General features: G+C 70.3%; 15 protein-coding genes. 7 read left to right on the top strand and 8 right to left on the bottom strand.

The annotated features are described in order from the left end of the window. Window positions 1-130: 130 nt before the first annotated feature. The 6 genes from pgl to BLQ49_RS21540 all read right to left on the bottom strand — a co-directional run bounded on the left by pgl (window position 131) and on the right by BLQ49_RS21540 (window position 9755). Window positions 131-856, bottom strand: a complete 726-nt coding sequence (gene pgl, locus BLQ49_RS21565; protein WP_091719495.1) for a 6-phosphogluconolactonase — start codon at window positions 854-856, stop codon at window positions 131-133. 8 nt (window positions 857-864) lie between these two features. Next, the gene (gnd, locus tag BLQ49_RS21560) at window positions 865-1842 is read right to left on the bottom strand and encodes a phosphogluconate dehydrogenase (NAD(+)-dependent, decarboxylating) (RefSeq protein ID WP_091719493.1); all 978 of its coding nucleotides are present in this window, start codon (window positions 1840-1842) and stop codon (window positions 865-867) included. Window positions 1843-2020: 178 nt separating this feature from the next. Beyond that, window positions 2021-4867 (bottom strand): bifunctional transaldolase/phosoglucose isomerase, encoded by a 2847-nt coding sequence (locus tag BLQ49_RS21555; protein ID WP_091719491.1) that lies wholly within the window; start codon window positions 4865-4867, stop codon window positions 2021-2023. 182 nt (window positions 4868-5049) lie between these two features. Beyond that, window positions 5050-7125, bottom strand: a complete 2076-nt coding sequence (tkt, locus tag BLQ49_RS21550) for a transketolase (protein ID WP_091719489.1) — start codon at window positions 7123-7125, stop codon at window positions 5050-5052. Then, window positions 7122-9011: a glycoside hydrolase family 15 protein gene (locus BLQ49_RS21545; RefSeq protein WP_091719487.1), complete on the bottom strand. Its 1890-nt coding sequence runs from the start codon at window positions 9009-9011 to the stop codon at window positions 7122-7124. Before BLQ49_RS21545 ends, tkt begins: the two co-directional genes overlap by 4 nt. 126 nt (window positions 9012-9137) lie before the next feature. Then, window positions 9138-9755, bottom strand: coding sequence for a hypothetical protein (locus BLQ49_RS21540; RefSeq protein WP_244507709.1), 618 nt, complete (start codon window positions 9753-9755; stop codon window positions 9138-9140). Window positions 9756-10037: 282 nt separating this feature from the next. On the opposite strand from BLQ49_RS21540, the gene BLQ49_RS21535 reads away from it, so the two are divergent. The 7 genes from BLQ49_RS21535 to cysG all read left to right on the top strand — a co-directional run bounded on the left by BLQ49_RS21535 (window position 10038) and on the right by cysG (window position 21656). Beyond that, window positions 10038-10625 carry an ANTAR domain-containing response regulator gene (locus BLQ49_RS21535; protein WP_091719483.1) on the top strand — a complete coding sequence of 196 codons (588 nt, stop codon included), beginning with the start codon at window positions 10038-10040 and terminating at the stop codon, window positions 10623-10625. Beyond that, window positions 10622-11623 (top strand): CmpA/NrtA family ABC transporter substrate-binding protein, encoded by a 1002-nt coding sequence (locus BLQ49_RS21530; RefSeq protein ID WP_091719481.1) that lies wholly within the window; start codon window positions 10622-10624, stop codon window positions 11621-11623. Before BLQ49_RS21535 ends, BLQ49_RS21530 begins: the two co-directional genes overlap by 4 nt. Before the next feature lie 736 nt (window positions 11624-12359). Then, a complete protein-coding gene (locus BLQ49_RS21525) occupies window positions 12360-13628 on the top strand; it encodes an NAD(P)/FAD-dependent oxidoreductase (protein ID WP_091719479.1) in 1269 nt (422 codons plus the stop codon). A gap of 11 nt (window positions 13629-13639) precedes the next feature. Then, a complete protein-coding gene (locus tag BLQ49_RS21520) occupies window positions 13640-15457 on the top strand; it encodes a NirA family protein (RefSeq protein ID WP_091719477.1) in 1818 nt (605 codons plus the stop codon). Further along, complete coding sequence (locus BLQ49_RS21515) at window positions 15454-17058, top strand: sulfite reductase subunit alpha (RefSeq protein WP_091719475.1); 1605 nt, start codon at window positions 15454-15456, stop codon at window positions 17056-17058. Before BLQ49_RS21520 ends, BLQ49_RS21515 begins: the two co-directional genes overlap by 4 nt. Window positions 17059-17283: 225 nt before the next feature. Further along, the gene (locus BLQ49_RS21510; RefSeq protein ID WP_091719473.1) at window positions 17284-19980 is read left to right on the top strand and encodes a nitrate reductase; all 2697 of its coding nucleotides are present in this window, start codon (window positions 17284-17286) and stop codon (window positions 19978-19980) included. Between the two features lie 203 nt (window positions 19981-20183). Then, window positions 20184-21656, top strand: a complete 1473-nt coding sequence (gene cysG / locus BLQ49_RS21505; RefSeq protein ID WP_091719470.1) for a siroheme synthase CysG — start codon at window positions 20184-20186, stop codon at window positions 21654-21656. 86 nt (window positions 21657-21742) lie between these two features. Here the strand turns inward: cysG and nudC are convergent, their stop codons facing one another. Next, a complete protein-coding gene (gene nudC, locus BLQ49_RS21500) occupies window positions 21743-22645 on the bottom strand; it encodes an NAD(+) diphosphatase (RefSeq protein ID WP_091719468.1) in 903 nt (300 codons plus the stop codon). A gap of 6 nt (window positions 22646-22651) precedes the next feature. Continuing rightward, window positions 22652-23071: an HIT domain-containing protein gene (locus tag BLQ49_RS21495; RefSeq protein WP_091719466.1), complete on the bottom strand. Its 420-nt coding sequence runs from the start codon at window positions 23069-23071 to the stop codon at window positions 22652-22654. Window positions 23072-23123: the final 52 nt, after the last annotated feature.

Below are 23123 nucleotides of genomic sequence, written 5' to 3'. Positions count from 1 at the left end.
GTCCGGGGTTTCTAAAGGGCTGAGCCCTTTGGTGGGTTGTTCAGGGCAACGCCCGGACGGATTCCAGGGCCCTGCCCTGGACCCGCGAAAGGGCAGGGCCCTTTCGAAACCCCGACCCATCCGCGCGGCGTCAGCCGGCTGCTGCCGCGTCGAGCAGCCATGCGATCTCGCCCGCGCTGGTAACGCGGCCGGCCGGCAGATCCTCTCCGGCGGCGAGGCGGGCGAGCGGCGCGCGCTTGCCCGCACCGGTCACGAGGAACAGCACGTGCCGGGAGGAGGCCAGCGCTGGAAACGTCAGCGTGATGCGCGGCACGAAGGGCGCGAGTCCCGCCTCGGGCACCGGCGCGACCAGCCGCTCCGTCTCCCCCACGGCCGGCTTGCCGGGGAACAGCGAGGCGGTGTGCCCGTCCTCGCCGAGGCCGAGCAGCACGAGGTCGAACAGCGGCCGGGCGGGATCGAGTCTGCCGGCTCCGTAGAAGTCGAGCAGCGTGCGCTCGTAGGCGCGGGCGCCGGCCTCCGCGCCTTCGTCCGAGGGGATGAAGTGCAGATGCGTCGGCGGGATCGGCGCGCCATGGCCGAAGGCCTCGCGGACCATGCGGACGTTGCTGCGCTCGTCGTCCCAGGGGACGACCCGGTCGTCGCCGAAGAACCAGTGGACCCGCTCCCACGGAACCCGGGTCGCGTAGTCCGGACCGGCAAGCAGGCCGTAGAGCACCTTCGGGGTCGAGCCGCCGGACAGGCAGATCGCGATGCGCTCGGACTGGTTCTCGCCGCAGGCCACGATGAGCCGCTCGGCCGCCTCGCGGGCGACGGCCTGCGGATCCGTCAGGACATGGGTGCCGGTGGGAAGGCTCATGGGGCGTCTTACTTCTTCGGCTCCTGGTGGCCACCGAACCCCTTGCGCATCGCCGAGAGCAGCTTGTCGGCGTAGCTCTCGTGCTCGCGCGAGCGGAAGCGGCGGTAGAGGGCGGCCGACAGCACGGTCGCCGGCACGCCCTCCTCGATGGCGGCATTGATGGTCCAGCGGCCCTCGCCGGAATCGTCGACGTGGCCAGAGAAGTCGGAGAGCTGCTCGTCGCCGGCCAATGCCTGGGCGGTCAGGTCGAGGAGCCAGGAGGAGACGACGCTGCCGCGCCGCCAGACCTCGGCGATGTCGCCCAGGTCGAGGTCGAAGCGGCGCTCCTCCGGCAAACCCTCGGAATTGGCGTGGCGGAGGATGTCGAACCCCTCCGCGTAGGCCTGCATGAGGCCGTACTCGATGCCGTTATGGACCATCTTCACGAAGTGGCCGGCACCGGTCGGCCCGGCATGGATGTAGCCGAGCTCAGCCCGGGGATCGCGGCCCTCGCGGTTCGGGGTCTTCGGAATATCGCCGATGCCGGGCGCGAGCGTCTTAAAGATCGGATCGAGCCGGTCGACGGTCTCGTGATCGCCACCGATCATCATGCAGTAGCCGCGCTCCAGGCCCCAGACGCCGCCCGAGGTGCCGACATCGACGTAGTGCAGGCCCTTTTCCTTCATCGCAGCGCCGCGGCGGACATCGTCGCCGTAGAAGGAATTGCCGCCATCGATGATGCAGTCGCCGGATTGCATCAGCCCCGCCAGCGTCTGGACCGCCTGTTCGGTGATGGCGCCCGCCGGCAGCATCACCCAGGCCGCACGCGGCTTTTCGAGCTTGGTGACCAGATCCTCCAGGCTCGCCGCGCCGACCGCCCCAGCCTCGACCAGAGCCGCCACGGCCTCCGGGTTCTGATCGAACACCACGGCTGTGTGCCCGTCGCGCAGCAGGCGCCGGACGATGTTGCCGCCCATCCGGCCGAGGCCGATCATGCCGAGTTGCATCGCTGCTCTCCTCCGGATTTCCCCTCCCCCTTGCGGGGAGGGGTCAGGGGTGGGGGTGGTTCAGGATCGAGCGGCGCGATCTATTCTGCACCACCCCCACCTCTGGCTCCTCCCCGCAAACTCGAGCGATCCCGGGCAAGCCCGGGATCGCTCGAGTTTGCGGGGAGGAGAGGGGCGCCTACGCCACTGCGGCCTTCAGCGCCGCAGCCACACGCTTCAGCCCAGCCTCAAGGTCGCCCTTGATGTGCACCCGCAGCGCGCGCCGGCCGCGCTCGGCCAGCACCGCGAAGTCGCCCCGCGCCTGCGCGGCCACCACGGTGCTGAAACCGAGCTTCCGGCCGGGAATCGGCAGATCCTCCGACGGGTCCGCGGTGATCTGCACGAACACGCCGGTATCCGGGCCGCCCTTGTAGGCCTGGCCGGTGGAGTGCAGGAACCGCGGCCCGAATTCCAGGCAGGTCGCAACCTTGCGGGCGTCGCGCACCGCGATCCGGGCGTCCTGCAGGATGCCGGCCGTCCGGGCGTCGCGCGGGACGTAGGCGAGGAGGGCGAGGTAATCCCCGTCCTTCAGCCGGGCGACCTGCGCCTTCAACGCCGCATCCAGCCCCTCCGAGGCTTGCTTCAGCCCCTCGGCGTTCTTCGGATCGGCGTAGAGGGCGATGGTATCATCCGAAAAGAGCGGCGTCTCGGAGGGCAGGGCGCCGCTGGCCTCGGCCTCCGCGAACAGCTTCTTGGTCTCGACCTTGCTGGCCTCGACGTCGGGCTGATCGAACGGGTTGATGCCGATCACCGCACCGGCCACCGCGGTCGCCATCTCCAGGCGGTAGAATTCCTGCGGCAGCTGCTCGACGGAATCGAGGGTGATGCGGGCGATCGGGTGCCCGTCACGCTCCAGGGCGCGCAGGGCCTCGTCCTGCTCGATGGCGGCGCCGCCGTCGAGGCGCAGGTAGAGGAAGAACCGGTCGTGGCCGTAGACCGCCGGGACACCGACGGGCTCCCCGTCCACCGGCACGAGACCCTTGCCCTGCTTGCCGGTCGATTCCGCGATGAGCTGCTCGGCCCAGGCGCCGAAGCTCTCGATCGCGGGCGAAGCGATGACCGTCACCTTGTCGCGACCGGCGAGGGCCGCGGTGCCCATGGCGGTGCCGAGCAGCACGCCCGGGTTCACGGCCGGCGGTACGACCGGGCCGCAGGAGCGGACCATGATGCGCGCCCGCTCCAGGAGATCCTTCACGTCGAGGCCCATGGCGGCCGCCGGCACCAGCCCGAAGGCCGAGAGCACCGAGTAGCGCCCGCCGATCTGCTTCACACCGTAGAAGATTTTTTTGAAGCCATCCGCCTTGGCGGCGCGCTCCATGTCGGAGCCCGGATCGGTGACCGCCACGAAGTGCTCGCCGGCCTTGTCGCCAAGAGCGTCCTTCGCGCGGCCCAGGAAGTAATCGCGGAAGACGTTGGGCTCCAGGGTCGAGCCGGACTTCGACGCCACGATGAACAGCGTCCGCTTCAGGTCGATGCTCTGCTCCAGGGCGCGCACCTGATCGGGATGCGTCGAGTCGAGGATCTGCAGCTTCGGAAAGCCCTCGCGCTGGCCGTAGGTCAGGCTCAACACCTCCGGCCCGAGGCTCGACCCGCCCATGCCGAGCACCACCGCGTCGGTGAAGCCTTCAGCCTTCACCCAGTCGGAGAAGGCGGCGTAGTCGGCGGTCTTCTCCAGCTCCTCCTCGACGATGTGCAGCCAGCCGAGCCAGTTCGCCTCGTCGTGGCCGGACCACACGGAAGCATCGCCCGCCCAGAGCCGGCGGATCGCGCCGCTCGCGCGCCAGGACTCGACGGTCTTCTTCGCCTCGTTCGCCAGCGTCTCGTCGAGCGCGAGGCTCTGGCCATCGAGGCGATGACCGAGCAGCGCCGCGCGCTTGCCCGCCACGGCACCGAGCAGGTTGTCGGCGGCGTCGATGAACAGCTGCACGCCTTCGCGCACCAGCTGCTCGGCGATCTGTTCGATGTCGATGCCGGTCCGGGCAAGCTTGGCCATCACGGCCTCGGCGCCGGGCACATCCTCCTCGATGGTCGCGCGGACGACGCCGTGGTCGCGGAACGCGTCCATGGTGGCGGGCGGCATGGTGTTGACGGTGTTCGGGCCGATCAGCTCCTCGACGTAGAGCACGTCGGAATAGGCCTTGTTCTTCACGCCCGTGGAGGCCCAGAGCAGCCGCTGCGCCTTGGCGCCCTTCTCGGCCAGAGCCGTCCACTTGGACTCGGCGAAGATGCGCTTGTAGCGCTGGTAGGCGAGCTTGGCGTTGGCGATCGCGACCTTGCCCTTGAGCTGCTCCAGGGCGATCTTCTCGTCGGGGTCGTTGGCCTGGGCGATCTTCTCGTCCAGCAGCTTGTCGACCAGCACGTCGATGCGGCTGATGAAGAAGCTCGCCACGCTGGCGATCCGCGACACGTCGTGGCCGGCCTTGGCGCGCGCGTCGAGCCCGTCGATGAACGCGCGCGCCACCGCCTCGTAGGCCTCCTGCGAGAACAGCAGGGTGACGTTGATCGAGATGCCTTCGCTGGTGAGCTGGCGGATCGCCGGGATGCCCTCGGGCGTCGCCGGCACCTTCACCATCAGGTTGTCGCGCGAGACCGCCTTGTGCAGGCGCCGGGCCTCGGCCAGCGTCTCCTCGGTGTCGAGGGCGAGGTAGGGCGAGACCTCCAGGCTGACGTAGCCGTCGGCCCCGTCGCTCGCCTCGTAGACCGGGCGGAGCACGTCGGCCGCCGCCTGGATGTCGGCGATGGCCAAGCCCTCGTAGAGGTCGATGACGCGGCTGTCGCCGGTCTCCTGCACGGCCTTGATGCTGGCATCGTACTCGTCCGAGTGGCCGATCGCCTTCTCGAAGATCGACGGGTTGGAGGTGACGCCCCGCAGGCCGTCCCGCTCCACGAGCTGCTTCAGTTCACCCTTCTGGATGAAGCCTCGGGCCACGAAGTCGAGCCAGACCGCTTGATCCTGTTCGTCGTGCAGGGCCTTGAGCGCGTTCATGTCGATTCCTCGTCTCGCGTGCCGCGTCCCGGACCCGGAACGCGCTCTCCTCCCCCTTGCAGGGAGGAGTCTGGGGATCGCAGATCCCGCGTGGGGGTGGCGCAGGAGGCGCCGCTGCGCTCGATCCTGCATCACCCCCACCCCTGGCCCCTCTCCAAAAGGAGAGGGGAGAAGCCGTCGGGCTACTTCTTATGCTTGGCCACCTGGGCCTTCGCGGCCTCCAGGACCTTCTCGGGGGTAAAGCCGAACTTGGTCTGGAGATCCTTGATCGGCGCCGAAGCTCCGAACGTCTGCATGCCGATGATCGTGCCCTCGGAGCCGGCGTAGCGGTCCCAGCCGATCACGCTGCCCTGCTCGACCGCCACTCGCGCCTTCACGGCCGGCGGTAGCACGGAGTCGCGGTAGGCCTGATCCTGGCGCTCGAACAGGTCCCAGGACGGCATCGAGACCACCCGGGCCTTCACGCCCTCGGCCTTCAGCGCCTCGTAGGCGCCGACGCAGAGCTGCACCTCGGATCCCGCACCCAGCAGGATCACCTCCGGCGTGCCCTCGCTATCCGCTAGCACGTAGCCGCCCTTCGCGGTTCCCGAAGCCGCGCCGAACTTGGTGCGGTCGAGCGTCGGCAGCGGCTGGCGGGACAGGGCGAGCACCGCCGGCTGGTTCTTCGACGAAAAGATCACCCGATAGGCCTCGGCGACCTCGTTGGCGTCGGCCGGACGGAGGGTGATGAGCCCGGGAATGCAGCGCAGCGACAGGAGTTGTTCCACTGGCTGGTGGGTCGGCCCGTCCTCGCCCACGCCGATCGAGTCGTGCGTGAAGATGTGGAAGACCGGCAGCTCCATCAACGCGGCCAGCCGGATCGGCGGACGCATGTAGTCGGCAAACACCAGGAAGGTCGCGCCGTAGGCCCGCAGCCCCGAGAGGCCGAGCCCGTTCACGATCGAGCCCATGGCGTGCTCGCGAACGCCGAAATGGAGGTTGCGGCCGCCCGGCGAGAACGGGCCGAACGAGCCCGCACCCTCGAAGGTCAGGTTCGACTTGTTGGACGGCGCCAGATCCGCCGAGCCGCCGAGCAGGAACGGCACGTGCTGGGCGATGGCGTTCAGCACCTTGCCGGAGGATTCGCGGGTGGCGAGGCCCTTGGCGTCGGGCTCGAACACGGGGATGTCCTTGTCCCAGCCCTCCGGCAGGCGGCCTTCGAGGAAGGCGTTCAGATCCTCGGCATGGTCGGCATCCGCCGCCTTGGCCTTCCCGAGCAAGCCCTGCCACGTGTCGTAGAGGGCGGCGCCGCGCTTGCCGATGCCGTCCCGGAAATTCTCCTGCACGCCGTCGGGCACCAGGAACTGCGCGTCCTCCGGCCAGCCATAGGCGCGCTTGGCGCCCTTGACCTCGTCGGGGCCCAGCGCGTCCGAATGGGCCTTGGCGGTGCCCTGCTTGTTCGGCGCGCCGTAGCCGATCACCGACTTGACGATGATCAGCGTCGGCCGGTCGTTCGTGGCCAGGAAGGTCTCGATCGAGCCGGCGAGCGCGTGCACGTCGTTGGCATCAGCCACCCGCAGCACCTGCCAGCCATAGGCCAGGAACCGGGTTGCCACCTCCTCGCCGAAGGCCAGTTCCGTGTGGCCCTCGATGGTGATGGTGTTGTCGTCGTAGATCCAGCAGAGATTGCCGAGCCGCAGGTGGCCGGCGAGGGAGGCGGCCTCGGAGGCCACGCCCTCCATCAGGTCGCCGTCCGAGCAGATCGCGTAGACGTTGTAGTCGAACAGCGGCAGGTTCGGCCGGTTCAGGTGCTGGCCGAGGTAGCGGCTGCCCATCGCCATGCCGACCGAGTTGGCGACACCCTGGCCGAGGGGACCGGTGGTCGTCTCGACGCCGGTGGTGAAGTGGTATTCCGGGTGGCCGGGGGTGCGGCTGTCGAGCTGGCGGAACTTCTTGACGTCTTCCAGCGTCACGGCCGGGGCGTTGCCGCCGTCGCTCTCGGCGACATTGGCGAGGTGCAGCAGCCCGTAGAGCAGCATCGAGGCGTGGCCGCAGGACAGCACGAACCGGTCGCGGTTCGGCCAGTGCGGGTGCGCCGGGTCGTAGCGCAGGTAGTGGTTCCACAGGGTGTAGGCCACGGGCGCGAGGCCCATGGGCGCGCCGGCATGGCCGGAATTGGCCTTCTGCACCGCGTCGATCGCGAGCGTGCGGATCGTGTTGATGCTGAGCGTATCGATCTCAGCGAGGGCCGCCTTGGCGGGAGTGTCAGCGCCGCTCATGGTTTTACGTCTTCCAGTTCGCCTTGCGCGTGCCGCTTGTCGGCCTCGCGCTGCCGCAGGACGGCGGGGGGAGCTCCGTTGCCCTTACCACCCTGCCGATCCGCCGGCCCTTCGCCGCGCGTATAGCTGAGGAGCGTGTTGACGAGCGCCACGTGGGTGAAGGCCTGCGGGAAGTTACCCACAAGGCGCTTGGCTTGCACGTCGTATTCCTCGCTGACGAGGCCCAGATCGTTGCAGATGCCGATCAGGCGCTCGATGATCGCCCGGGCCTCGTCCCGCCGGCCGAGGCCGATCAGGTTGTCAGCGTACCAGAAGGTGCAGGGCAGGAACGCCCCCTCGTTGCCTGAAAGCCCATCGGTGGTCTGCCCCTCGGTCTCGTAGCGGAGGATGAAGCCGTCCCGCATCAGGCCCTTGCCGATCGCCGCGACGGTGCCGATCACCCGTGGATCGTCCTGCGGCAGGAAGCCGGTATGGGCCATGAGCAGCAGGCTGGCGTCGAGCGCCTTGGAGCCGTAGGACTGGACGAAGCTATTGAGTTCGGGATCGAACCCCTTCTCGCAGACCTCGGCGTGGATCTGGTCGCGCACCGCCCGCCAGCGCTTGGCGTGCTCCTCCGTGGCGCCGGATTCGTGCATCTCGTGCATGCGCAGGGCCCGGTCGAACGCCACCCAGGCCATCACCTTCGAGTGTGTGAAGTGGCGCGGCCCGCCGCGCACCTCCCAGATCCCCTCGTCGGGCTGGTGCCAGGCCTTCTCCAGGTGACCGAGGATCGCGAGGCCGACGCGCAGGCCATCCTCGCTCACCGGCAGGCCGCGGGCATGGGCCTGATAGAGCGCGTCGAACAATTCGCCGTAGACGTCGATTTGGAACTGGTTCGCCGCCGCGTTGCCGATCCGCACAGGCTTCGAGTTCTCGTAGCCGGGCAACCAATCGAGCTCGATTTCCGGCAGCAGCCGCTCGCCGCCGATTCCGTAGAGGATGTGCGCCTGCTCGGGATTGCCCGCCACCGCCCGCAGCAGCCAGCCGAGCCAGTTGCGCGCCTCGTCGATATAGCCCGCATCCATCAGGGCGATGAGCGTGAGGGTCGAGTCGCGCAGCCAGCAGAAGCGGTAATCCCAGTTGCGCTCGCCGCCGAGACCCTCCGGCAGGGATGCGGTGGGCGCGGCCACGATGCCGCCGGTCGGCTCGTAGATCAGCGCCTTCAGGGTCAGCAGGGAGCGCTGGAGCATCCGGTCCCAGGCCGTGCCGCCGGCGCAGCGGCTCGCCCAGTCGCGCCAGCCCTGGTCGGCGATCTCGAGGGCCTTGCGCGGCTCGATCGCGACCGGATCGTCCTCGTGGGAGGGGCCGTAGCTCAGCACGAACCGGTGCTTGTCCCCGGCCTGGACGGTGAACTCGGCCACCGTCGTCTGCGCGTCGGAACCCTTGAGGTGCACGTCCGTGCGCAGCACCACCTTGTGGGGACCCGCGACGGCGCGCAGGTCGCCGAGTTCCGAGCGCGACACCCAGGGCACCGCCGAGCCGTAATCGAACCGGACCGCCATCTCCATCCGCATGGCGACGCGGCCATGGATGCCGTCGACCAGCCGCACGAGGTGCGAGCCGTCGCCGACCGGCATGAAATCGGTGACTAGAACCTCGCCCTGCCGGGTGACGTGCCGCGTCTCCAGCACGAGGCTGCCCGGCCGGTAGGACCAGCGCGTCTCGACGTGCTCGGCCTCCGGAAAGATCTTCCAGAAGCCGTGTGCCTCGGTCCCGAGCAGGCTGGTGAACAAAGCGGCGGCGTCGAAGCGCGGCCAGCACAGCCAGTCCACGCTGCCCTGGCGGCTGATCAGCGCCGCGCTGCGGCAATCCCCGACGAGCGCATAATCCTCAATCCGTGACGCCATCCACCCATGACCTCGGCCAGCGGCCGCGAACCCGGACCGTCTGCTGCAACGCACCTAGGTCGACAGCCGACTAGGTCCAGGGGTCCGTTCAGCCCGGGCGGACGGTGCGAAATCGGCGCCGGCCGGTCAGCGCAGACAGTCAGCGACCGCCAGGGATACGGAGCCTCGGACCGCCGCGGCTCCGCTGCGCATGAGGTCGGCCGCGTCGCCGACCACACGGGCGGCGGGCGCCAGGGTGTCGGCGACCCGCTCGGTAACCGCATCGGCGACGACATCGGCGACAGCGTCGGCGAAGGGCAGGGCCTGTTCCGGGATCGCGCCGCGCCCGACAGGATCCGCGGCTTCCGCGTGGGCGGCGGCGAACGGATCGGTGCCGCGCAGGGGCGTCTCCGGGCATCGGCGGCCCGGGCAAGAACGCCGATTCGCGGCGACGCGCGGTAACGGGCGAGCCGAGCCCCTGACGCGGGGCGGGACGCCGGCCGCCCTCGGGCCCGAATCGTCGAGCGGGAAGGCCTCGGCGAAAGCCAGGGGGGCTGGGAGGCGTCCCGCCGCCACGGCGATGGCGGGCAACCGCGCGAACGACGTCGCGGTGGGTGAAGAGGCGACCGGGGCGAGCGACTCCGTCGTCAGCGGATCGGATTGCTCGAGATCCGCCCGCGGCGACTGGGTCGGGTTCGGCGACGGGCAGTAAACCGAGGCCACACCCAAGAGGGCGACCACCGCCAGCGTGGGCAGAAACGGCATCGAGACGCCAGAGGCGCCGGCATCCGTAAGAGCGGGCTGACCTGGCCTGCGCATCCGAATCACCGATCTCCTCCGACCGCTCCGACAGGCCCAGGGAGACCCCGCATTGCGGCGGAAGCTGGACCATTTCTTTTCGCGGGCATTGCAGTCGCGGGGCGATGGGCGGGGATGGTGTCGGATCGCGCTTCTCGGGAGCACGCGGCGGGGGCATATACCTTGCTTCGCTTCAGTGGCCCGCCCCGGGCCGCCTGACCGAGACGACCCGCCCCGCACCGGGCTCCGATGACCGAAACCAGCCTGACTGTCGCCGTGATCGATCCAAGCCGCGCCCGCGCGGCAATCCTGGAGGAGGGCTTGCGCGCGGCCGGCGTCGGCCGCGTCGTGGTCATCCCCGACACCGCCGATCTGCTGGAGCGCGTGACGGCCCTGAAACCCGACGTGGTGGTGATCCATCTGGAGAGCCCGAGCCGGGACATCTTGGAACAGATGTCGGGGGTCTCACGGCAGGTGGAGCGGCCCGTGGCCATGTTCGTTGATCGCTCGGACACCACCATGATGCAGGCCGCCGTCGATGCCGGGATTTCGGCCTACGTGGTGGACGGGCTGCGCGCCGAGCGGATCAAGTCGATCCTTGACATCGCGATCCTGCGCTTCAACGCCTTCGCGCGGCTCCAGCGCGAATTGTCCGAGGCGCGGGGTGAGCTCGCGGACCGCAAGCTGATCGAGCGCGCCAAGGGCATCCTGATGAGCATGAAGGGTCTGACCGAGGACGAGGCCTACAAGCAGCTGCGCCGCAAGGCCATGAACGAGAAGCGCAAGATCGCCGATATCGCCCGGGCGATCGTCACCACCGCGGACCTGCTCGGATGAGGCTCCAGCTCGGCTACATCCCGCTCTGTGACGCCGCGCCGCTGATCGCGGCCCACGAACTCGGTTTCGCCCGCGCGGAGGGCCTCGATCTCGACCTCAGGGCCGAGCCCTCCTGGGCGACCCTGCGCGACCGCCTGGCGCTGGGCCATCTCGACGGCGCCCACATGCTGGCTCCGCTGGCGCTCGCCAGCCGCCTGTCCCTGTCGGGACCACCCTCGGACCTGATCGTGCCGATGCAGCTCAGCATCAACGGCAACGCCATCACCCTGTCGCGGAGCCTGTGGGACGTGATGGCCCCGGAGAGCGAGGCCCCCCTCGATGTCGCCCGCGCCTTCGCCCGGGTGGCGGAGGCGCGTCGCGCCTCGGGACGGCCGCTGACGCTGGGTACGGTCCACCCGTTCTCGTGCCATAGCTACCAGCTGCGCCTGTTCGCCGAGGCCGGGGGACTCGATCCCGCGGCGTTCCGCCTGGTCGTGGTGCCGCCGCAATACAGCGTCGAGACCCTGGCGCGGGGCTTGGTCGACGGCTTTTGCGCGGGGTCCCCGTGGAACGATGTTGCCGCGGCGGCGGGCCACGGACGCATCGCTGTGCTCGGCAGCGCACTGGCGCCGGACGCTCCCGAGAAGGTGCTGGCGGTCTCCGAACGGCTCGACGGCGCGATCCTGCCGCTGGTGCGAGCCGTAGCGCGGGCCGGGCGCTGGTGCGCCGATCCCGAGAACCGCGCCGAGCTGACCCACCGCCTTGCCCACCGGACCTATCTCGATCTCGACGCAGCGATCATCGAGCGGGCTCTGCCCGGCGGAGCGGCGGAACAGACGCTCATCGGAGCCCAACTCGGCTTCGGCGCGGAGATCCAGGAGCCGCGCTTGGCCTACGCCCAGTGGGTTATCGCGCAGATGCGGGCCACGCGGCAGATCGTCGATCCGACCGGCCTCGAAGCCGCGGTCTCGACGATCTATCGGCCGGATCTTTACAGGGCGGTGGCGGGCGAGATCTGAGCCGGCGACAGCCGACGCTTTTCGTCAGCACGCCCCTGTGGGGTGATCCGCGAACACCTGGAACGTCACGCGGGCTGGCCCGTTGTGTCTCTACCATGCCCGGATGCCGCAAGCTCGATACTGGCTCGTTCCCGACGCGTCCGCGGATGCGGGATGAGCTTCGCCGTCACATCTACCGGGGCGGGAGAGCCCCCCGGGCGTGCAACGACAATCGTCGAGCCGGTGCAGCGCGGCGCTGGCAGTGGGTGCTGATGGCTGGAGCCATGCCGACACTCGGCCTACTCGCGGTTCTCTCCGTTTTCCTCTAGCCGCTGCGTCCAGTACGGCGACGGGGTCGCCGTGGTGGAAGACGTTACGCTCGCGCCCGACCCGCTGAACACAGGGCTGCGAACGCGGCTCCGGTCGTGCGGCCCGTCGCCCATTCACACCGACGTAGGCTGATTGAGCTGCCGAACGCCCGCTTTTTGTGCAGCGCACGCTGCGCAACAAGGCCGGCCGGCCTCTTATTGCCAAGCTAAAACGCGTCCCTGCCCTTCGCTACGGGCTGCGCCACGGACTTGGCACGAAGTCTGCATCCGAACATGTGTCCGTCAACGGCGACGGACAGCGCCGTCAGCGAGGCCGCTGATCCGGTTCTCCTGGGGCTCGAAGCCTGCCCGGGGAGGCACCGGCAGCGGCTTTTTCGTGGGCGGTCCGCCAACGATCCTGCAATCGAGGTTCCAGACGCGATCGAGCGATGGCGACATCTCCTATCGACACACGCATCCATGACGCGCGCGCCGAGACCGGCCTGCCGCGCGAGAGGCTGGTCGTCGTCGGCAACGGCATGGCCTCGCTGCGCTTCCTCGAGCGCCTGACCGAGGGGTCCCCCGGCCGCTTCGACGTCACCTGCGTCGGCGCCGAACCCCAGGCCGCCTACAACCGGGTGCTGCTCTCCTCGCTGCTGGGCGGCGAAGTCGATGAAGCGGCCTGCGCCTTCCGCGGCCTCGACTGGTACGAAGCCCACGGTATCCGCCTGATCACCGGCGCGCCGGTCACGCAGATCGACCGGGAGAACGGCCTAGTCATCGTGGGCGAGACCCACGTCCTGCCCTTCGACAAGCTGGTGCTCGCGGTGGGATCCCTGCCGATCCGCCTGCCCAAGCCCGGCATGGATCTCTCAGGCGTCATCACGTTCCGCGATCTCGCCGACGTGGCGGCGATCCGCCGGGCCGCCGTGCAGCATGCCCGAGCGATCGTCATCGGCGGCGGCCTGCTGGGCCTCGAAGCCGCGGTCGGTCTTGCCCGGCTCGGGGTCGACACGACGCTGCTCCACGTCATGGACCGGCTGATGGAGCGCCAGCTCGACCACCACGCCGCCGGGCTGGTGAAGCGCGCCATGGAGTCCCGCGGCGTGAAGGTGCTCCTTCAGGCCGATACCGCCCGGGTCGAGGGCGACGGCCGGGTCGAGCGCCTCGTCCTGTCCGATGGCACCGTGCTGCCGGCCGACCTCGTGGTGATGTCGGTGGGCGTGCGCCCCTCAATGGCGCTGGCGCAGGCGGCGGGGCTCGCGACCGGCCGTGGCATCACGGTCGACGACCGGATGACCACCTCCGATCCGCGCATCTTCGCTCTGGGAGAGTGCGCCGAGCATCGCGGTATGGTCTACGGCCTCGTCGAGCCCGCCTACGAGCACGCCGACACCCTGGCCCGCCACCTCGCTGGCCAGCCGGCCGAGTACCGGGGCACGTCCCTGGCGACGAGCCTCAAGGTCTCGGGCCTGCCGGTCTTCTCCGCCGGCATCGTGGATACGCCCGACGATGCCGAGGCGATCGTGCTCTCCGATCCCGGCGCCGGTCTCTACCGCAAGCTGCTGGTGCGCGACGGCAAGCTGATCGGCGCCGTGTTCGTGGGCGACATCGCCGAGCAGGCGGCCTGCAAGCGCCTGATCCGCACGGGCGATCCGATTGAGAACGTGGACGACTTGATGTTCGGGTGCCCCGCGCCCGAGCCGCTGGCCGCTTAGGGAGGCACGCGATGGCCGAGACCAACACCCAGACCGCCGCAGGCACGTTCGACGCCGAGCAGAAGCGCTACCTCGAAGGTTTCGCCTCCGGTATCGCCGCCGTCCGCATGACCGGCGGCCTCGCGAGCGGCGGGGCAGGGGCCTCCGCCCCGCCCGCCGAGCCGACCGGCCCGGACGCGATCCACATCAAGGCGCAGGACAGAACCGTCAAAGAGGGCGGGAAGCTCTGCGAGCAGGAGAAGTGGAAGCGCGCCGAGAACCCGTTCGACGGCCACAACCGCCTGATCCAGGAGGCCGCCGCCGGCAAGCCGCCGAAGCCCGAGGACAATTTCCGCTGGCGCTACCACGGGATGTTCTGGGTTGCGCCAAACCAGGTCTCGTACATGTGCCGGCTGCGGATTCCGAACGGGATCCTGCACCACTGGCAGTTCGCGGGCGTCGCCGACCTCGCCGACCAGCATGGCGGCGGCTACGTCCACGTGACGACCCGGGCGAACCTGCAGGTCCGCGAGATCAGCCCCGAGCACGCCCAGCCCTTCCTCGACGGCCTCACCGATATCGGCCTCACGGCCCGGGGTGCTGGCGCCGACAACATCCGCAACGTCACCGGCTCCTCGACTGCCGGCATCGACGCCCAAGAGCTGCTGGACACGCGCCCGCTCGCCAAGTCCTGGCACAACTGGATCCTCAACGACCGCTCGCTCTACGGCCTGCCGCGCAAGTTCAACGTCGCCTTCGACGGCAGCGGGGTCATGCCGACCCTGGAGGAGACCAACGATATCGGCTTCCAGGCGGTGGAGGTGCTGGAGGGCGCCGCCGTGCCACCCGGCATCTACATGCGCCTCGTGCTGGGCGGCATCTCGGGCCACCGGGACCTCGCCCGCGACACCGGCATCGTGCTGAAGCCCGAGCAGTGCAACGCGGTCGCCGACGCGATCATCCGGGTGTTCATCGAGAACGGCGACCGGACGAACCGCAACAAGAGCCGGATGAAGTACGTCCTCGACGCCTGGGGCTTCGACAAGTACCTCGCCGCCGTCGAGGATAAGCTCGGCCGCAAGCTCGATCGGGTCGCGCCGGAGCACGTGGCGCCGCGCAAGGCCACCAACCGCTTCGCCCATGTCGGCGTCCACGCCCAGAAGCAGCCCGGCCTCAACTGGGTTGGCGTCGTCCTGCCGGTAGGCAAGATGACGAGCGATCAGGTCCGTGCGCTGGCACAGATCGCGGCCGAGTGCGGTGACGGCCAGATCCGCCTGACCGTCTGGCAGAACTTCATCTTCTCGGGCGTGCCGGATGCGAAGGTCGCCGAGGTCGAGGCGCGCGTGGAAGCGCTCGGCCTCACCACCAAGGCCGCCGGCATCCGCTCCGGGCTTGTCGCCTGCACGGGTGCAAGGGGCTGCAAGTTCGCGGCCTCCGACACCAAGGGCCACGCCCTCATCATCGCCGACCACATCGAGACGGCCGTGCCGAACCTCGACGTGCCGGTGAACGTCCACCTCACCGGCTGCCACCATAGCTGCGCCCAGCACTACATCGGCGATATCGGGCTGATCGGCGCCAAGGTCGTCGTCTCCGAGGAGGGCGACACCGTCGAGGGCTACGACATCGTGGTCGGCGGCGGCTTCGCCGAGAACCCGAAGATCGGCACCGAGATCTGGAAGGCCGTGAAGGCCGAGGATTGCCCCGCCCGGGTCGAGGCGCTGCTGCGCGCCTACCTCGCCCGCCGCGAGGGCCCGGAGGAGAGCTTCCAGGCCTTCACCAGCCGCACCGGCGCGGAGGCGCTCCGCGACGCCGCCGAGGACCAGCCCGCCCTGAAGGCCGCCGCATGACCCAGCACGTCTCGCCCCCCCTCGTCCTGATCCCCGAGACCGCCCCCTTCAACGAGGACCAGCGGGCCTGGCTCTCGGGCTATTTCGCGGCGCTCCTCGGCCCCGCCGTCGAGGGCGCCACGGCGCTGGCGCCCGGCGAAGCGCCGTCGACCGGCCCGAGACTCGCCGACAACGACGACGCCCCCTGGCACGACCCCTCCGTGCCGATCGGCGACCGGATGGCGATGGCCAAGGACCGGCCCGAGCCGCAGAAGCTGATGGCCGCCATGGCCCAGCAGGATTGCGGCCAGTGCGGCTACAACTGCGCCGATTACGCCAACGCGATCTTCCTGAAGAACGAGGCGCGCCTGAACCTTTGCCAGCCCGGCGGCAAAGAGACCCTGCGCATGCTCAAGAAGCTGGACGAGGAGTTCGGCGCCGCCGGCGGCGCCCCGGCTGCCCCGAAGGCGGACGACGACGCCCCGAAGGCGGCGGCCGATCTGGGCCCGCTCGGCTACTGCCGCGAGAACCCGGTCGAGGCGCTGTTCCTGTCCCGCCGCCGCCTCAACGATCCGGGCGGCGAGAAAGAGACTTGGCACATCGAGATCGGGCTGGATGGCACGCCGATCCAGTACGAGGTCGGCGACTCGCTCGGCCTGTTTCCCGCCAATGCCCCGGCTTTGGTGGACGCCGTGATCGCGGAGCTCGGCGCCCGGCCCGAGCGGGTGATCGGGGAAAAAACCCTGCGCGAGCACCTGCTGATGAACTACGCGCTCGGCGCGGCGCCCGACAACCTCTACCAGCTCCTGTCGCTGCTCACCTCCGGGGCGGCGCGCAAGAAGGCGCAGGCGCTGGCCTCCGGCGAGGATCCGGACGGCGACGCCGCCTATCTCGACGTGCTCGGCGCGCTCCACAAGTTCCCGGGCGCCCGGCCCGACGCCGAGGTCTTCCTCGAGGCTTTGGACGAGTTGCAGCCGCGGCTCTACTCGATCTCGTCCTCGCCGAAGATGGATGTCGGCCGCGTGTCGCTGACGGTGGATGCGGTGCGCTACAACCACCGCTCGCGGCTGCGGCTGGGCGTCGCCTCGACCCATCTCGGCGAGCGCCTGCCCGAGCAGACCCGGGTGAAGGTCTACCTCCAGAAGGCGCACGGCTTCGGGCTGCCGGCCGACCTGTCGAAGGACGTGATCATGTGCGGCCCCGGCACCGGTGTCGCGCCGTTCCGGGCCTTTTTGCGCGAGCGCGCCGCCACGCAGGCGCCCGGCCGCAACTGGCTGTTCTACGGCCACCAGCGGCAGGCGAGCGACTTCTTCTACAAGGACGAGCTGACCAAGCTGAAGGACGACAAGGTGCTCACCCGCCTGTCCCTGGCGTGGTCGCGCGACGGCACCGAGAAGACCTACGTCCAGGACCGGATGCGCGAGAACGGCGCCGATCTGTGGAAGTGGCTCGAAGGCGGCGCGCATTTCTACGTCTGCGGCGATGCCAAGCGCATGGCCAAGGACGTCGAGCGGGCGATCATCGACGTGGCCGCGCAGTACGGCGGCAAGAGCCCGGAGGACGCGGTGGCGTATCTCGCGGCCCTGAAGAAGGCCGGGCGCTATCAGGCCGACGTGTACTGAGCAGCCCAAACCCTCCCCCCTCTGCGGGGGAGGGTGCCCCGCGGATGCGGGGCGGGAGAGGGGACCCGGGTTCCGGAAAAGGCTCAACGGACGGGCTGTGCTCCATCCGGCATCGTCGCTCCCCTCTCCCGCCCCCCTTCGGGGGCCACCCTCCCCCGCAGAGGGGGGAGGGAGATACGGCGCGAAGCTTGCTCCCGCCAGGACGACCCTTCGAGGACTTCAGCCATGACCCAGCCAGTGGCGGCGCCGACGGTGCGGACCACCTGCCCCTATTGCGGGGTCGGATGCGGCGTGCTCGCCACCCCGGACGGGCAGGGCGGCGCCACGATCGCGGGCGATACCGAGCACCCGGCCAATTACGGCCGCCTGTGCTCGAAGGGCTCGGCGCTGGGCGAGACCCTGTCGCTGGAGAACCGCCTGCTCCACCCGGAGATCGACGGCACGCGGGTCTCGTGGGACGCAGCCCTCGACACGGTCGCGAAGAAGCTCAGCGCGGTCGCCGAAGAGCACGGCCCGGACGCGATCGCCTTCTACCTCTCGGGCCAACTCCTCACCGAGGATTACTACGTCGCCAACAAGCTCGCGAAGGGCTTCATCGGCACGCCGCACGTGGACACCAACTCACGTCTGTGCATGTCGAGCGCGGTGGCGGCGCACCGCCGCGCCTTCGGCTCCGACACGGTGCCGGGCTGCTACGAGGATCTCGACGAGGCCGACCTGATCGTGCTGGTCGGCTCCAACACCGCCTGGTGCCATCCGATCCTGTTCCGCCGCATGGCCGACGCCAAGGAGCGCCGCGGCACCAAATTCGTCGTCATCGACCCGCGCCGGACCCAGACCGCGCAGGAATCCGACCTGTTCCTCGGCATCCGGCCGGGCACCGACTCCGCCCTGTTCTCGGGCCTGCTGGTCTACCTGTCCGATAACGGTTTTCGCGATCGCGCCTTCATCGAGTCCCACACGGCCGGCCTCGACGGCGCCCTCGACCGCGCCCGCCAGATCGCCCCGAATGCCGCGGCGGTCGCCGTCCTTACCGGCGTGCCGGAGGCCGACGTCGCGGCCTTCTACGCCCTGTTCGCCGGCACCCGCCGGGTTGTCACCGCCTTCTCGCAGGGGGTGAACCAGTCGGCGCAGGGCACCGACAAGGGCAACAGCATCATCAATTGCCACCTGATCACCGGCCGGATCGGCCAGCCCGGGGCGGGGCCGTTCTCGCTCACCGGCCAGCCCAACGCCATGGGCGGGCGCGAGGTCGGGGGCTTGGCCAACATGCTGGCCGCCCACATGCACTTCGCCCCCGAGGAGGTCGACCGGGTGCGCCGCTACTGGGGCGCGCCGCGGATCATCACCGGCGAGGGCATGAAGGCGGTGGCCCTGTTCGAGGCGGTCGCGCGGGGCAAGATCAAGGCCCTCTGGGTGATGGGCACCAACCCGCTGGTCTCGATGCCGCGGGCCGACATGATCCGGGACGCGCTGAAAGGGCTCGACCTCTACGTGGTCTCGGAGGCCGTTTCGGATTCCGACACCGCCCGGGGCTTCGGCCAGACCACCGTGCTGCTGCCCGCCCAGGCCTGGGGCGAGAAGGACGGCACCGTCACTAATTCCGAGCGGCGGATCTCGCGCCAGCGCCGGTTCCTGACGAGCCCCGGCGAGGCCCGGCCCGATTGGGCGGCGCTGGCCGATGTCGGCCGCCGGCTCGGCCATGGCCGAGCCTTCGCTTTCGACTCCGCCGCCGCGATTTTTCGCGAACATGCCGGGCTCTCGGCCTACGAGAACAACGGCACGCGCGATTTCGACCTCGGCGCGCTCACCGACATCAGCGACGCCGCCTACGACGTGAACCTGCCGGTGCAATGGCCGATCCCGAAGCGGTCGGGGCCGCGCGGCGCGCCGCAGGGCAAGGCCCGCCTGTTCGGCGATGGGCGGTTCTACACCTTCGACCAGCGCGCGCGCTTCGTCGCCGTGCAGCCGCCGGCCCTGGCGCTCGCGGTGTCGGACGAGTTTCCCTTCGTGCTCAATACCGGCCGGGTGCGCGACCATTGGCACACGATGACGCGCACCGGGAAGAGCCAGCGCCTCTCAGCACACCGCGCCGTCCCGTTCGTCGAGGTCCATCCGGACGACGCGGCCGCCCACCGCCTGACCGATGGCGGCATCGCGCGGCTGGCGACCGAGCATGGCGAGGCCGAACTGGAGGTGATGGTCACCGACACGGTGGTGCCGGGCAGCCTGTTCATGCCGATGCACTGGGGCGGCGCCTTCGCGTCGAAGGCCCGGGTCGGCGCCCTGGTGCGCGGCATGCCGGACCCGGTCTCGGGCCAGCCCGAGCTGAAAGCGACGCCGGCCGCGATCGCGCCGGTGGCCTACCGCGCCCGCGGATTCCTGCTGTCCCGGGCGCAGGTAGCGCTGCCGGAGGGCTGGTGGTGGGCGCGGGCGGCGATCACCGGTGGCTGGGGCGTGCAATTCGCCACCCAGGACAGCTCCCGGGCCGTGGCGCTGATGATGCGCGGCCTGATCCAGAGCGAGGCGCTGCCCGGCTGCGAACTGGCCGAGTATGCCGACCACGCCCGCGATCGCTACCGCTGCGCCGTCTATGACGGCACCCGCCTCGTCGCCAGCCTCGCCTACGCGCCCGCCGGAGCGCGTCCGGACTGGGAGGCCGCCAAGGCCCTGTTCGCCGCCGAGGAGCCCGAGACGCCTGAGCGTCTGGCCCTGCTCTCTGGGCGAGCCGCCACGGCTTCGGCGGGCCCGGTGGTCTGCGCCTGTCACGGCGTCGGCGCCGACGCGATCGCCGCCACCATCGCGGGGGGCGCCGGCTCGGTGGAGGCTGTGGGCGCCGCCTGCAAGGCTGGAACGAATTGCGGCTCGTGCATCCCTGAGATCCGCAAGATGCTGGCTGGGCAGACCGCCCGCGCCGCGTGATTATCTGGTACACGTGTGATCGAGGATTGATCGGCCCGTCCAACCCGACCACCTCATCCTGAGGTGACCGCGTCAGCGGGCCTCGAAGGACTCCTCCAGCCGGCCGCGCGATCCCTGGAGCCCGCCTTCGAGGTTGCTGCACAGCATCTCAGGATGAGGAGGCCGGTGGGACCGGCCGACCGAGGACGATTCAGGACCGAACCGTGACCGACACCCCCCTGCGCGCAGCCCGCGCGCCCCGCGAGACCAAGGCCGCCGGCCTGGAGCCGCTGGCGGTGCTGCCCGTCTTCGTGCCCCTGCGCGGCAAGCGCGTCGTGCTCGCTGGTTCCTCCGGCGGTGCGCCCTGGAAGGTGAAGGTGCTGGCGGCGGCCGGCGCCCATGTCGACGTCTACGCCCCCGAGCCCGGCGAGGAGCTGCGCGCCGTGCCGGGCGAGATCGTCGACGGGCAGGTGGTGCTGCACGAACGCGCCTGGACCCCCGACGATCTCTGGGGCGCAGCCTTCTGCATCGGCGCGATGGAGGACGAGGCCGAGTGCGTCGCCTTCGTGGCGGCCGCCCGCGGGGCCGGCGCCATCGTCAACGCGGTGGACCGGCCGCATCTCTGCGACGTGAAGTTCGGCGCCATCGTTAACCGTTCGCCGCTCGTGGTCGGCATCTCCACGGAGGGCGCCGCCCCGGTCTTCGGCCAGACCGTGCGCGCCCGGATCGAGGCGATGCTGCCCCGCGGATTCGCCCGCTGGGTCGCGGCCGCCCGCGACTGGCGGGACGGCGTCACGGCGCGCTTCCACGGCTTCGCCGAGCGGCGTGCCTTCTGGGAACGCTTCACCGACCGCGCCTTCGCGGAGCCCGACCGGGCGCCCTCTGATGCGGACCTCGCGGAACTGCTCGGCGAGACCGAGGCCGCCCCCAAGGGCGGCGCGGTGACGCTCGTCGGCGCCGGCCCCGGCGACGCGGAGCTTCTGACGCTCAAGGCCCTGCGGGCGCTGCGCAACGCCGACGTGATCCTGTACGACGACCTCGTCGCCCCCGAGATCCTGGATTATGCCCGCCGCGAGGCCCGGACCATGCTGGTCGGCAAGACCGGCCACGGCCCGTCCTGCCGTCAGGACGACATCAACGCGCTGATGGTCCAGCTCGCCCGCACGGGCAAGCAGGTGGTGCGGCTGAAATCCGGCGATCCGCTGGTCTTCGGCCGGGCCGGCGAGGAGATCGAGGCCTGCCGCGCTTCCGGCATCCCCGTGTCGGTGGTGCCGGGCGTCTCGGCGGCGCAGGGGGCAGCGGCGGCGCTCGGCCTGTCGCTGACCCACCGCGACGCGGCGCGCCGTCTGCAATTCGTCACCGGCCACGACCGCCGCGGCGCCCTGCCGGACGATCTGAACTGGGGCGCGCTCGCCGATCCGAGCGTCACCACGGTGGTCTACATGCCGAAGCGCACCCTCCGCGCCCTGCTCGCGCGGGCCGTCGCGGAGGGGCTGGCGCCGTCGACGCCAGCGCTTCTGGTGTTCAACGCCACGCGCCCGAACCAGCAGGCCCTGCGCGGCACCGCCGCCGACCTCGCCGACCGCGTCGAAGCGGCCGGCCTCGACGGGCCGGCGCTGCTGATGGTCGGCGAAGCCTTCTCCGAGATGCGGGGGGCGGTCCCGGTCGCGGTAGCGCAGAGTCGCTTAGCGATCTGACCCAGAGGCCTTCACGACCCGGCCGGGCGGACGCACCCGACTGCACAGATTTATCCCCAAGGCGGCCCAGCCGGGCTGAGGCGGCCTCAGGTCGCCCCGGCCACGAAGGCGCGCATCAGGTAATTGGCGATCGCCATGGGCGGAGGCGCCTGGAAGCCCTCCGGATGCGTGCCGTCCAGCATGGCGGCGACGTCCGCGCGGCTGAACCACCGGGCATCCTCCAGTTCGCTCGGATCGGTCACGATGGCCTCGTCCAGAGCCTCCGCGGCGCAGCCCAGCATCAGTGACGAGGGGAACGGCCAAGGCTGCGAGGTCCGGTAGGTGACGGCGCCGACGCGGATCCGCGTCTCCTCGAACACCTCGCGGCGCACCGCGTCCTCGATCGTTTCGCCGGGCTCCAGGAAGCCGGCGAGGCAGGAATACATGTGCGGCCGGAAATGCGGGCCGCGGCCCAGCAGGCAGGCATCCCCCCGGCGCACCAGCATGATCACCACCGGGTCGACTCGGGGGAAGTGATGGGCGGCGCAGGCCGGGCATTCCCGGCGAAAGCCGCCGGCCGTCGCCACGGTGGCGGCGCCGCAATTGGCGCAGAAGCCGTGACGGGCATGCCAGTCGAGCATCGACTTGGCGACCGCCAGCAGGCCCAGTTCCTCCGCCTCGACGGCGGATTCGGTGGCGATGCTGCGCAGGTCGAGGGTGCGGGTTTCATCGGCCGCGAAGCGCTCCGCGGCCTCGGCAGGCGCCGCAAGCGCGAAGACCGGCCGCCCGTCCCGGCGCCCGAGGAAGATCCGCGTGCCGGCGGCGAGGTCGGCCGCATCTTCGGGCGCGATCAGCGCGGTGGCGCCGCGCAGCACGAACCGGTCGCCGCACAGGAGGACGAGGCGGGTATCGGGCGCATCGAAGGCGGGCACCGCCTCCTCGGGCTGCTCGGCCGAATGGCGATCGAGGCGGTTCCGGACGAAGCCGAGGGTGTCGCGGGGATCGGTCATAGGCGTTCAGGCCGCGGAGAACAGGGCGCCGGCGCGCTCGATGAGCTGAGCGCGGGCGTGGAGTGGATAGGGCGTGCAGGTCCCGAAACCCCAGACCGGGCCAGGCCAGGCCGGGTCCGAGCGGAAGCGGCCGACCACGTGGACATGGAGCTGGGTCACGATGTTGCCCAACGCCCCGACATTCACCTTGTCGGGCGTGGCCAGCGCCTGCATCACCCCGGTGGCGATGCGGATCTCCTGCCATAGGGCAACCGAATCCGGCTCGGACAGGTCGGTAATCTCAGAGAGGTCGGGGCGACGCGGCACCAGGATCAGCCACGGGAACCGGGCATCATCCATCAGCAGGACCCGGCACAAAGCGAGGTCGCCGACCTCGACGGTGTCGGCGGCCAAACGCGAATCGAGGGCGAAGGTGGATTCGGTCATCGCGACCGATGTAGCGCAGCTTCGTGCGCTGCGCGCGGGAACAATGACGCAG

The sequence above is a fragment of the Methylobacterium phyllostachyos genome (genome assembly GCF_900103445.1).
Lineage (GTDB): Bacteria > Pseudomonadota > Alphaproteobacteria > Rhizobiales > Beijerinckiaceae > Methylobacterium > Methylobacterium phyllostachyos.
Note: the sequence above shows the minus strand (reverse complement) of the source record. Positions and strands in the feature narration are given on the sequence as shown.